Origin of the sequence: Cellulosimicrobium sp. NPDC057127, from assembly GCF_042670945.1 — a bacterium.
Classification (GTDB): Bacteria; Actinomycetota; Actinomycetes; order Actinomycetales; family Cellulomonadaceae; genus Cellulosimicrobium.
The window spans coordinates 138,745-150,804 of sequence record NZ_JBHUUP010000003.1 but is presented as its reverse complement, the minus strand read 5'-3'; the positions used below and the strand labels follow the sequence as shown (position 1 = coordinate 150,804).

The following is a 12,060-nucleotide window of genomic DNA, read 5'->3' as shown; positions in this document are numbered from 1 at the left end:
CTGTGACGCATCCCGCACTCCGGGCGCGTCGGCGACCAAGGTCCTCCCGCCACGGGACCATCCGCGCCGCGTGACCGAGAATGGCCGCGTGACGACGCCGCACCCCGACCGGTCCCCGCAGCAGGGCGCGCCCGGCCCGACGGCGCGCGCCGGCTACCACGACGTCCCCGCGGCGGAGGGCGGCCGGGCGGGCCGGTCGTGGTGGGACGCCAACGCGCGGGAGTACCTCGACGAGCACGGGGACTTCCTCGGCGCCGCGGACTTCTGCTGGTGCCCCGAGGGCCTGCGCGAGCGCGACGCGCACCTGCTCGGCGACGTCGCCGGACGCCGCGTGCTGGAGGTCGGCGCCGGCGCGGCGCAGTGCTCGCGCTGGCTCGTCGGCCAGGGCGCGCGCGTCGTCGCCACGGACGTCTCGGCAGGGATGCTCCGGGCCGGGCGAGAGCTCGACGCCCGCACGGGCGTGCGCGTGCCGCTCGTGCTGGCGGATGCCCGCCGGCTGCCGTTCGCCGACGGTGCGTTCGACGTCGCCTTCACGTCGTTCGGCGCCCTGCCGTTCGTGCCCGACGCCGAGGCGGTCCACCGCGAGATCGCGCGCGTCCTGCGCCCCGGGGGCACGTGGACGTTCTCCGTCACGCACCCCGTCCGGTGGGCGTTCCCCGACGACCCGAGCGCCCGTGGGCTCACGGCGAACCGCTCGTACTTCGACCGGCGCCCCTACGTGGAGTCGGACGCCGCGGGGCACGTCGTGTACGCCGAGTACCACCGCACGATCGGTGACCACGTGCGCGACGTGGTCGCGGCCGGGCTCGAGCTCGTCGACGTCGTCGAGCCGGAGTGGCCCGTCGACCACACGCAGGTGTGGGGCGGCTGGGGCCCGGAGCGCGGCGCCCTGCTCCCGGGCACGGCGATCTTCCGCACGCGCCGGCCCGGCTGAGCCGTCCCCGCCGGTGCGCGGTCGCGCGACGGGGACGGCCCGTCAGTGGCCCGCGTCGTGCCAGGTCGCGCCGGCGCCCACCGAGACGTCGAGCGGCACGTCGAGCTGCGCGGCGGCGCCCATCTCGGTGCGCAGCACGTCCTCGACGGCGTCGCGCTCGCCGGCCGCGACCTCGACCACGAGCTCGTCGTGCACCTGCAGCAGCAGGCGCGAGCGCAGCCCGCGGTCGTCGATCGCGCGCTGCACGCCGAGCATCGCCACCTTGATGATGTCGGCCGCGCTGCCCTGGATGGGGGCGTTGAGCGCCATGCGCTCGGCCATCTGGCGGCGCTGACGGTTGTCGCTCGTGAGATCGGGCAGGTAGCGCCGACGTCCGAGGATCGTCGCGGTGTACCCGGTCGCGCGGGCCTCGTCGACGACGCCGGTGAGGTAGTCGCGCACGCCGCCGAAGCGCTCGAAGTAGTCGTCCATGAGGGTCTGCGCCTCGCCGACCTCGATCGTCAGCTGCTGCGAGAGCCCGAACGCGGACAGCCCGTACGCGAGCCCGTACGACATCGCCTTGATCTTCGAGCGCATCGCCGGGGTCACGTCGGCCGCGGGGACCTCGAACACGCGCGACCCGACGTAGCTGTGCAGGTCCTCGCCCGAGCGGAACGCGTCGATGAGCCCTTCGTCGCCCGACAGGTGCGCCATGATCCGCATCTCGATCTGGCTGTAGTCGGCCGTCATGAGCGTCTCGTACCCCTCGCCCACGACGAAGGCCCGCCGGATCCGCCGGCCCGCCTCCGTGCGGATGGGGATGTTCTGGAGGTTCGGCTCGGTCGAGCTCAGCCGGCCCGTCGCGGCGATCGTCTGCTGGAACGTCGTGTGGATGCGCCCGTCGTCCGCGACGGACTTCAGCAGTCCCTCGACCGTCTGACGCAGCCGGGAGGCGTCGCGGTGCGCGAGCAGGTGCTCGAGGAACGGGTGCTGGGTCTTGACGAACAGGTCCGCGAGCGCCGACGCGTCCGTCGTCCAGCCCGTCTTGATCTTCTTCGTCTTCGGCATGGCCAGCTGGTCGAAGAGCACCTCCTGGAGCTGCTTCGGCGAGCCGAGGTTCACCTCGCGGCCGATGACGGCGTACGCCTCGGACGCCGCCGTCGCGACGAGGTCGCCGAAGTGCTGCTCGAGCTCCGTCAGGTAGGCGACGTCCGCGGCGATCCCGGTGCGCTCCATGCGCGCGAGCACACCTGTCAGCGGGAGCTCCAGGTCCGTGAGCAGGTGCGTCGCGCCGCGGTCGGCGAGCTCACCGGTGAGGACGTCGGCGAGCTGGGCCACGGCGAGAGCGCGCACGGCGTCGCGCTCGCGCTCCCCGCCGCCGTCGAGCGAGAGGTCGAGCGCACCCTGCGCGTCGTCCCCCGACTCGGTGTCGGCGCGCAGCTCGCGGTGCAGGTGCCGCACCACGAGGTCGCCGAGGTCGTACCCGCGCTGGTCGGGGTGGCACAGGTAGGCCGCGAGCTCGGTGTCGAACGCGACGCCGTGCAGCTCGTACCCCCGCGCCGCGAGCTCGTGGGAGGCCGGCTTGGCGCCGTGCACGACCTTGGGTCGTGCGGGGTCCCGCAGCCACGCGGCCAGCGCCTCGTCGTCCGCCGGGCCGAGGTCGGCGAGCTCGAACGCGACGGCCGACCCGGCGTCGTCGGACAGCGCGAGGCCCCAGGCGTCGCCGCCGCCGGGGACGGCCCTGCCCGACACGTCGACGCCGAGCCGGCGCTCGCCGTGCTCGGCCAGCCACGCGCCGAGCCCGCCGGGCAGCACGTCCGCGAGGTCGACGTCGAACCCCGACTCCACCTCGACCTCGCCCTCGGGGGCGATGGCGAAGAGCCGGTCGCGCAGGACGCGGAACTCGAGGGCGTCGAGGACGCGGTGCACGGCCTCGCGGTCCCAGGGCCGGGCGACGAGGTCGTCGGGCCCGACCGGGAGCTCGAGGTCGCGCAGCAGCGCGTTGAGGCGCCGGTTCGTGCGCACCTGCTCGAGGTGCGCGCGCAGGTTCTCGCCGGCCTTGCCCTTGACGTCGTCCGCATGCTCGAGCAGGGCGTCGAGCCCGTCGTAGGTGGTGATCCACTTGGCGGCCGTCTTCGGCCCCACCCCGGGGATGCCGGGCAGGTTGTCGGACGTCTCCCCGACGAGCGCCGCGAGGTCGGGGTAGCGCTCCGGCGGCACGCCGTACTTCTCGACGACCGCGGCCGGGTCCATGCGCGAGAGCTCGGAGACGCCCTTGCGGGGGTAGAGCACGGTGACGTCCGGCCCGACCAGCTGGAACGCGTCGCGGTCCCCCGAGCAGACGAGGACCTCCATGCCGGCCGCGGCCCCCTGGGTGGCGAGCGTCGCGAAGATGTCGTCGGCCTCGTAGCCCGCGCGCTCGAGCGTGGGGATGTGCAGGGCCTCGAGGATCTCCTTGATCAGCGGCACCTGGCCGCGGAACGGCTCCGGCGTGGACTCGCGCGTGCCCTTGTAGCTGGGCAGCAGCTCGGTGCGGAACGACTGGCGTCCCGCGTCGAACGCGACCGCGACGTGCGTGGGCTCCTCGTCGCGGAGCAGGTTGATGAGCATCGACGTGAACCCGTAGACGGCGTTCGTGTGCTGGCCCGTCGTCGTCGAGAAGTTCTCCGTCGGCAGCGCGAAGAACGCGCGGTAGGCCATGGAGTGTCCGTCGATGAGCAGCAGGCGGGGTCGCGCGGAGGTCGTCACGGGTGCCAACCTATCGCCCATGACCGACACCACCGGCGCTCCGCGCCACGGCTACGAGGCACTGGGGTTCACCACGGACGGGACGCTCATCGAGCGGACCGGGATCGAGGTCGAGGAGGTCGCGGCCGACCACGCCGCGGCACGCATGCCCGTCGCTGGCAACACGCAGCCGGCCGGGCTGCTCCACGGCGGTGCGTCGGTCGTCCTCGCGGAGACGCTCGGGTCGATGGCCGCGCAGCTGCACGCCGGTCCGGGCCGCGCGGCGGTGGGCGTCGAGGTCAACGCCACGCACCACCGGGGGGTGCGCGAGGGGTGGGTGCACGCGCAGGCGCGGGCGCTGCACCTCGGCCGCACGACCGCGAGCTACGAGATCGTCGTCTCGGACGACGCAGGTCGGCGCGTGTGCACGGCACGCCTGACGTGCATGATCCTCGACCGCGCCTGACGCAACCCGCGGCCGGCCGTCAGGAGGCCGGACGCCGGTGGTACTCGGCCTGGAACTCGCGCAGGTCGACCGGGCCGCTGAGCCCTTCGGTCCGTGCGCGACGGCGGCGCGCGATGAGGTCCTCCAGAGACCGCGCACCGCGGCGCACGGGTGCGAGATCGGCGGCGAGGCGTCGCTGCAGCACACCCGTCGCGACCACGCGGTGCCCGGCGACCGGGGCGAACCCGAGACGCGCGAGGAATCTCTGCACCCCGCGCGAGCCCGGGATCGGGACCGAGTAGACGTACGACGCGCCCTCGGAGGCGGCGAGCTCGGCCGTCGCGCTGAGCAGCGCGTGCCCCACGCCACGACGACGGGCTTCCTCACCGACGTAGATGGCCTCGACGTAGAGGCTCGGCTCGTCGGCGAAGAGGTGCGGGTCCAGGACGCGGGCGAGCACGAACCCGACGGGACGCTCGTCCTGGACCGCGGTCAGGACGCTCCCTCCGGGCAGGGCGAGCAGCACCGACAGGTGGCGCACCAGGCGGTCCTCGTCCGGGGCGCACAGCTGGGCGCCGGACGCGGACTCCGCCCGGGCCTCCGCGCAGAGCGCGGCGATCCGGGGCAGGTCGTCACCGGTCGCGGGCCTGACCTCCACTGCGTGGCGCACGTGTCCTCCTCGTTCGCACCGTGGACCGACGGGACCGAGCACGTGGGGGCGCGAGAACTCCACGTCGCTGTGTCTATGCCGTCGGCTGCCGACTGAGCACTACGTGGCGACCACGTCCACCGCCCCGGAACAGCTGGACGCCAGTCGAAGACGATAGCCCGCTCCGCCCGTCGTGACAAAGGGTCGTGCCGGGAGGGCGAAGACGCGGCCGCCGGCCGCTCGAGCGGCTCAGGCGCCGCCCACCTGCTCGATGACGGCGTCCGCGACCTCGCGCATCGTGAGCCGCCGGTCCATCGACGTCTTCTGGATCCAGCGGAACGACTCCGGCTCCGTCAGGCCCATCTTCGTCATGAGCAGGCCCTTGGCGCGGTCGACACGCTTGCGCGTCTCGAACCGCTCGGCGAGGTCCGCGACCTCCGACTCGAGCGCCGAGATCTGCGAGTAGCGCGAGATCGCGATCTCGACGGCCGGGAGCAGGTCGGCCGGCGTGAACGGCTTGACGACGTACGCCATGGCGCCCGCGTCGCGTGCCCGCTCGACCAGCTCGGCCTGCGAGAACGCCGTCAGCAGCACGACCGGGGCCGCGTGCGCCTTGCCGATCCGCTCGGCGGCGGAGATGCCGTCCAGCTCGGGCATCTTCACGTCCATGACGACGACGTCGGGCTTGAGCTCGAGCGCGAGCCGCACGGCCGTCTCTCCGTCCCCGGCCTCGCCGACGACCTCGAAACCGGCCTCGCGCAGCGTCTCCACCACGTCGAGGCGGATGAGCGCCTCGTCCTCCGCGACGACCGCGCGGCGCGCGGGACGACCCGTCGACGGCGGCGTCGGCTCGGCCGGCTCGGTCTCGATCATGGGGGGCAGGTCGAGCGGCGTCCTGTCCTCGGGCTGCGCTGTCTCGTCACTCACGGGGTTCATCGTAGTGCGCGCGCGGCCGTGACGGCGGACCTTTCGCGCGTCGCGGACTGTGATTCTCGCTCCAGCCCCGTCGGAGGACGCGCGGAGTTCCTCGTGCGCCGCGCCTGCGGATAGGCTCACCCCGCGCGGCCGCGCCCGTTCCCCGGGTGCGCCGCGGCCCGCCCCGATAGCCCAACTGGCAGAGGCAGTCGGCTCAAACCCGGCACAGTGAGGGTTCGAATCCCTCTCGGGGCACCGTGCGCGTCGAGCGAGCCCGGCCCGCGCGTCGACGACGGCGACGGGGACGGGGACGGGGACAATGGCGTCGTGCTCCACGTCACCACCCGGCCGGTCACCACACGAGCGCTGCCGCCGGGGTCGCCCGCCGGTGCTGCGGACGCCCGCGCCGTCGGCTCCCGTGCCGCCCGCTCCCGCGCGGCCTGGCACCTCGCGGCCGAGATCGTGCAGGAGGTCGCCGGCGTCGAGGTGGCGCCGACGCCGGTCCGCCGGTGCCGGACCTGCGGCGCAGCGGGCCACGGCAAGCCCGAGCTGCCGGCCGCCCTCGCGGCCGGGCTGCACGTGTCCGTGAGCACCGCGCCCGGCCTCGTCGCGGCCGCCGTCTGCGACACGGGGCCGGTCGGCGTGGACGTGGAGTCGGTCGCGGCGGTCGCGGCGGCGCCGGTCGCCGACGTGCTGCTGCACCCCCGTGAGCCCTCCCCCGCCGACCCGCGCGCGCTCGCGCGCACGTGGGTCCGCAAGGAGGCGCTGCTCAAGGCCACCGGCCACGGTCTCGTCGTCGCACCGTCCGCGCTCGTGCTGTCCGCCCCCGACGAGCCGCCCGCCCTGCTGCTGGCTCCCCCGCACCTCGGTCCGCTCGACGACGTCCGCCTCCTCGACGTCGCGGGGCTCGCAGGCGGGCACGTGGCCGCCGTGGCGACGCTCGCCCGGTGAGGCGGACCGCACCACCCAGGGGTCACGGCGCCGGGGGCAGCTCCGGCAGCGCGGTCTCGAGCAGCCAGGCGTCGAGGAGCGGGTCGAGGTCGTCGCGCGCAGCCCGGACGAGCTCGCGCAGGTCGTCCGTGGTCACCGACCCGTACCGGTGCTCGTCGGTCCACCGCCGCAGCAGCGCGAAGAACGCGTCGTCGCCCAGCTCCAGGCGCAACGCGTGCACCGCCAGCGCACCGCGCTTGTAGAGCCGGTCGTCGAACATCAGGTCCGGACCCGGGTCCGCGACGACGAGGTCCTGGGTGAGCGAGGACAGCCGGGCCCGCGCGGCGCGCGCGTGGTCGTCCGCCGGCTCGCGCCCGTCCGCCTCCGACCACAGCCACTCCGCGTAGCAGGCGAAGCCCTCGTTGAGCCAGATGTCCTGCCAGCGCGCGACCGACACGCTGTTGCCGAACCACTGGTGCGCCAGCTCGTGCGCGACGAGCCGGTCCCACGTCCCCTCGCCGTCGACGTGGTTCGCCCCGAACACCGACAGCCCCTGCGCCTCGAGGGGGATCTCGAGCTCGTCCTCGGTGACCACGACACGGTAGCCCTCGGGGAACGGGTACGGGCCGAACCTCTCCTCGAACGCGCGCATCATCGCGGCGTGCCCCGCGAGGTCCGTGCGGGCGTCGTCCCGCTGCGCCGCGTGCACGAGCGCGCTCTGCGCCACCGAGGCGTGCGCCTGCCCCGCCGGCACGAGGTCGATCTCGTCGAACCGGCCGACGAGGACCGTCGCGAGGTAGGTGCACATGGGCGCGGTCGGGCCGAACCGCCAGGTGCGCGTCGAGGCACGGCGGGCGACCTCGAGCAGGGGCCCGTTGGCGGCCACCACGTACCCGGCGTCCGCGGTGACGGAGATCTCGAACGTCGCCTTGTGCGCCGGGCCGTCGTTGCACGGGAACCACGTGGGCGCGCCGTCGGGCTGCCCGGCGACGAGCGAGCCCTCCGAGAGCTCCTCCCAGCCGACGTCGCCCCACGGGCCGATGGACGGGCGCGGGCGCCCGCCGTACGCGATCTCGAGCCGCAGGGCCGTCCCGCGGGCCACGGTGCGGCCGAGCCGTACGCGCAGGCGGTCCGCGCCCTGCGAGAAGCGCGCGGGCGACCCGTCGACCGTGACGCGCGACGCGCGCAGGTGGACCAGGTCGAGCTCGACGGCGTCGACGTCCGCGTCCAGGACGACGTCGAGCGTCGCGAGGCCGTCGAGGCGGTTGGGACGCACGCGGTACGTCAGGTCGAGGCCGTACCGGTCCACGTGGTGCTCGGTCGACCCGCGGTGCGGGGCGTACGGGTCGGGGGCGTTCGGCGAGCGATGACGGCGTGCCACGTTCCGCAGTCCTCCAGGGTCGGGTCGCCGCATCGTACGCGACGGGGTCGCACCACCGTCCCCGACGTCAGGCCGGGTCGCGCGTCCACGGGACGATCGGGTTGCCGTGCCACCGGGAGCCGGCGGGCACGAGCTCACCACGCATCACGAGCGACGCCGGGCCGACACGGGCGCCGTCCGCCACGACGGACGCCGGCAGGACCACGCCGTGCGGCCCGACGGACGCGCCCGTGCCGACGTGCACGGTGCCGAGGCTCATCACGCGGTCGTGGAACAGGTGGGTCTGCAGCACGCACCCCCGCCCGACGGTCGACCCGTCGGCGAGGTGCACGAGGTCCGCCTCCGGGAGCCAGTAGGTCTCGCACCAGACGCCGCGGCCGACCCGCGCACCGAGGGTGCGCAACCAGACCGTGAGCAGCGGCGTGCCGTACACGTGCTCGGCGAACCACGGCGCGGCGACGGTCTCCACGAACGTGTCCTGGAGCTCGTTGCGCCACACGAAGGTGCTCCACAACGGGTGGTCGCCCGCGCGGAACCGGCCGACGAGGAGCCACTTGACCGCCGTCGTCAGGAGGGCACCCGTCACGCCCGCGGCCAGCAGGACCACGCCGGACCCGAGCGCCGCCGCGCCGTAGCCGCCGGCGTCCACCACGGCCTGGAGCACGAGGACGACCGCGACCGCGAGGCCCGCGGAGCACACGAGCGCCGACCACCGCAGCGCCTCGACGGCGCCGCGCGCGACGAGCAGGCGCGTGGGCGGCGAGAAGGTGCGGGACTCGTCCGCCCCCTCGGACGCGACCCGCCGCAGCCGCGTGGGCGGGCTCCCGAGCCACGACGAGCCCGACCGGGCCTTCGCGGGCGCGGCCGACAGGACCGCCACGAGGCCGTTCTTGGGCACCGACCGGCCCGGCGCGGTGATCCCCGAGTTCCCGAGGAACGCCCGCTTGCCCACCCGCGCGCGGGCGACGCGCACCCAACCGCCGCCGAGCTCGTACGGGGCGACCATGGTGTCGTCGGCGAGGAAGGCGCCGCGCGAGACCTCCATCATCGACGGGAGCCCCACGACCGTGGAGGCCTCGACGTCGCGTCCCACGCGCGCGCCGAGCAGCCGCAACCACGCGGGCGTCACGACGCTCGAGTAGAGCGGGAACAGCGCCGTGCGCGCGGAGTCCATGAGCCGCTGCGTGACCCACGCCTGCCAGCCCCGGCGGCTGTGCGCCGCGTGGAAGCCCTCGTGGAGGCCGAGCGCGAGCAGCCGGACGCACCCGAGCGTCAGCAGCGCGTAGGCCGCCGCGCCCGCGAGGGCCGCCAGCGGGAGCCGTGCCGCGAGCGGACCGAGCAGCGCCGAGACGTCCGTCGCGCCCGCCGTGGGCACGCCCGCGACCAGCACCACCAGCCCGGTGGCGACGGCCACGACCGGCAGGAGGCTCAGCGCGACGCCGCTCACGCCGTACGCGAGCGCCCAGCGTCGTCGGCGCGGCGGCCGGGCCGCCGGCCAGGGGTGCCGCACCTCGCTGCGCACCCGTACCGCGGGCGACCCCGCCCAGTACTCGCGCGCGCCCACGCGCCCCGACACGCAGGACCCCGCGGCCACGTCGGCGCCCTTGCCGATCCGCGCGCCCGGCAGCAGCGTCGACCGCGCACCGACCGTCGCGCCCGCGCCGACGCGGACCCGTCCCAGGTGGAGCGTGTCGCCGTCGACCCAGTACCCCGACAGGTCCACCTCCGGCTCCACGGCGCACCCCGCGCCGAGAGTGAGCATGCCCGTCACCGGCGGGAGGGTGTGCAGCTCGACCTGCGGGCCCACCTTCGCGCCGAGCAGGCGCGCGTACAGACCCACGAGCGGCGCACCGGCGACCGTCACGCCGCCGGCCGCGCCGACGAGCCCCTCGGCGGCCCACAGGCGCAGGTGGACGCCGCCCCCGCGCGGGTAGCGTCCCGGGCGCACGCCCCGCAGCAGCAGGCGCGCGCCGCCCGCCGCGACGAGAAGGCGCCCCGGCGGGCTCACGAGCACGACCCAGCCGGCCACGACCCACCACCACGAGACCGGGTGGAGGAACGCGAGGGGCGTCGTCGCGGCCAGGACGTTGTTGATCGCGGCCACACCCGTCAGCCAGCGCAGCCCCGCGAGCGTGCGCAGGGCGAGCAGCACGAGCAGCTGCACGGCCTGCGTGCGCCGGGCGACCGGGACGGCCGGTCCTGCCGGCGGCTCGGCCGCGCCGGACGGACCGGCCGTGCGGGCCGCAGCACCGGCCTCGCGCTCCACCAGCGCCGCGAGCTCGCCGACGGACGGGTTGTCGTACAGGTCGGCGACCGTGAGGCTCGGCAGGCGCTCCCGCAGGGCCGAGACCACCTGCGCCGCGGTGAGGCTCCCCCCGCCGAGCTCGAAGAAGTCGTCGTCGGCGACCTGCGGCGCCGCGCCGAGCACCCCGTGCCACACCTGCGCGACCCACTCCTCGGTCGCGCTCAACGGTTCCGCGCCCTCCACCGGACGGGACTCGGCCGCGAGCTGCGACCCCTCGGGAAGAGGCCACGGCAGCGCGTCGCGGTCGACCTTGCCCGACGTGCGGGTCGGGATCTCGTCGACCACCGCGAGCAGCGGCACGAGCGCGGCGGGCAGCGTGCGGCGCAGCGCGTCCACGCCGGCGCGCGCGTCGAGCGGCTGGGCGCGCGACGGGTCGGCCACCAGGTACCCCACGAGCACCTGGTTCCCCGCGTCCGAACGGCGTACCGCGCTCGCGGCGGCGCTCACGCCGTCGAGGCCGAGCAGCGCGGCGTCGATCTCGCCGAGCTCGATCCGACGCCCGCCGACCTTGACCTGGTCGTCGGCTCGCCCGACGAACAGCAGCCCTGCGTCGTCGCGGACCACGAGGTCGCCGCTGCGGTAGGCGCGGTCCCAGCCCAGCCCGGGGTGCGGCGCGTACTTCTCGGCGTCCTTCCCGGGGTCCAGGTAGCGCGCGAGGCCCACCCCGCCGATGACCAGCTCGCCCGTGCCGCCCGGCGGGACCGGCGCGCCGTCGGGACCGACGACCGCGAGGTCCCAGCCGTCGAGCGGCAGCCCGATCCGGACCGGCCCCTCGCCGTCGAGCGGCGCCGCGCACGCGACGACGGTCGCCTCGGTGGGGCCGTAGGTGTTCCACACCTCGCGGCCCGGCACGGCCAGGCGCGCCGCCAGCTCGGGCGGGCAGGCCTCGCCGCCGAAGATCAGCAGGCGGACGGAGCGCAGCGTCTCGGGCGGCAGCAGCCCGGCGAGCGTCGGGACGGTCGAGACCACGGTGATGCCCTGAGCCGCGATCCACGGTCCCAGGTCCGCGCCCGTGCGCACGAGCGACCGCGGCGCGGGCACCAGGCACGCCCCGTGCCGCCACGCCAGCCACATCTCCTCGCACGAGGCGTCGAACGCCACGGACAGGCCCGCGAGCACCCGGTCGCCCGGTCCGAGCGGCGCGTCCCGCAGGAACAGGCGCGCCTCCGCGTCGACGAACGCCGCGGCGCTGCGGTGGCTCACCGCGACGCCCTTGGGCGTGCCGGTCGAGCCCGACGTGAAGATGACCCACGCGTCGTCCTGCAGCCCCGGCGCCTCGCCGGCCCGTGCACCGGGCTCCGCTCCCGGCGGCACGGCCAGGCGGGCGTCGTCCCCGACGACCGCGCGCACCCCCGCCTCCGTGAACACGAGCTCGGCCCGCTCCTCGGGGTCGTCCTTGTCCACCGGGACGTAGGCCGCCCCGGCCGTGAGGATCGCGAGGATCGACAGGTACAGGTCCGCGCGGCCGGACGTCGCGCGCACGCCGACCCGCTCACCCGGCCCGACACCCTGCTCCACGAGCCGTGACGCGCGGACCTCGACCTCGCGCAGCATCTGCGCGTACGTCAGGACCGTGCCGTCGTCGATCGCGGGGGCGTCCGGGTGCTCGTGCGCCGTGGCGGCGAGGACCTCCAGGAGCGTGCGGGGTGCGGGGGCCCGGGTCGCCGCGAGGAGCGGGTCGGGCGTCGTGGTCGGGTGCGGCACGCTGCTCCTGCTGTGGGACGGTCGGTCGCGCGAGGTTAGCGGCTCCAGGTGGACGGCGGGCGAACGTCCGGTGACGGCGTGGCGCGAGTCG

Annotated in this window: 8 protein-coding genes and 1 tRNA gene; 4 read left to right on the top strand and 5 right to left on the bottom strand. The window is 75.5% G+C overall.

The window, feature by feature from the left end; genetic code table 11:
• Positions 1–88: 88 nt before the first annotated feature.
• Entirely contained in the window at positions 89–934 is an 846-nt protein-coding gene (locus ACFTZA_RS04165; protein WP_378191079.1) for a class I SAM-dependent methyltransferase, read from the top strand.
• Between the two features lie 42 nt (positions 935–976).
• On the opposite strand, the gene polA is transcribed toward ACFTZA_RS04165, so the two are convergent.
• On the bottom strand, positions 977–3,682 hold the full coding sequence (polA, locus tag ACFTZA_RS04160) for a DNA polymerase I (RefSeq protein WP_378191077.1): 2,706 nt from the start codon (positions 3,680–3,682) through the stop codon (positions 977–979).
• Here polA and ACFTZA_RS04155 point away from each other — a divergent pair.
• Positions 3,681–4,106, top strand: a complete 426-nt coding sequence (locus ACFTZA_RS04155) for a hotdog fold thioesterase (RefSeq protein ID WP_378191075.1) — start codon at positions 3,681–3,683, stop codon at positions 4,104–4,106. The genes polA and ACFTZA_RS04155 overlap by 2 nt on opposite strands.
• A 19-nt stretch (positions 4,107–4,125) precedes the next feature.
• On the opposite strand, the gene ACFTZA_RS04150 is transcribed toward ACFTZA_RS04155, so the two are convergent.
• Together ACFTZA_RS04150 and ACFTZA_RS04145 are read right to left on the bottom strand one after the other, a co-directional pair.
• On the bottom strand, positions 4,126–4,755 hold the full coding sequence (locus tag ACFTZA_RS04150) for a GNAT family N-acetyltransferase (protein WP_378191073.1): 630 nt from the start codon (positions 4,753–4,755) through the stop codon (positions 4,126–4,128).
• Positions 4,756–4,983: 228 nt separating this feature from the next.
• Positions 4,984–5,670: an ANTAR domain-containing response regulator gene (locus tag ACFTZA_RS04145; RefSeq protein ID WP_378191071.1), complete on the bottom strand. Its 687-nt coding sequence runs from the start codon at positions 5,668–5,670 to the stop codon at positions 4,984–4,986.
• 160 nt (positions 5,671–5,830) lie between these two features.
• Here ACFTZA_RS04145 and ACFTZA_RS04140 point away from each other — a divergent pair.
• Together ACFTZA_RS04140 and ACFTZA_RS04135 are read left to right on the top strand one after the other, a co-directional pair.
• Positions 5,831–5,904 (top strand) — tRNA-Leu (locus ACFTZA_RS04140).
• A 72-nt stretch (positions 5,905–5,976) separates the two neighbouring features.
• Positions 5,977–6,600 carry a 4'-phosphopantetheinyl transferase family protein gene (locus ACFTZA_RS04135; protein ID WP_378191069.1) on the top strand — a complete coding sequence of 208 codons (624 nt, stop codon included), beginning with the start codon at positions 5,977–5,979 and terminating at the stop codon, positions 6,598–6,600.
• A gap of 22 nt (positions 6,601–6,622) precedes the next feature.
• On the opposite strand, the gene ACFTZA_RS04130 is transcribed toward ACFTZA_RS04135, so the two are convergent.
• Both ACFTZA_RS04130 and ACFTZA_RS04125 read right to left on the bottom strand, forming a co-directional pair.
• Positions 6,623–7,960 carry a M1 family metallopeptidase gene (locus ACFTZA_RS04130; RefSeq protein ID WP_378191067.1) on the bottom strand — a complete coding sequence of 446 codons (1,338 nt, stop codon included), beginning with the start codon at positions 7,958–7,960 and terminating at the stop codon, positions 6,623–6,625.
• 67 nt (positions 7,961–8,027) lie between these two features.
• Positions 8,028–11,969 carry a Pls/PosA family non-ribosomal peptide synthetase gene (locus ACFTZA_RS04125; protein ID WP_378191065.1) on the bottom strand — a complete coding sequence of 1,314 codons (3,942 nt, stop codon included), beginning with the start codon at positions 11,967–11,969 and terminating at the stop codon, positions 8,028–8,030.
• Between the last annotated feature and the right edge of the window lie 91 nt (positions 11,970–12,060).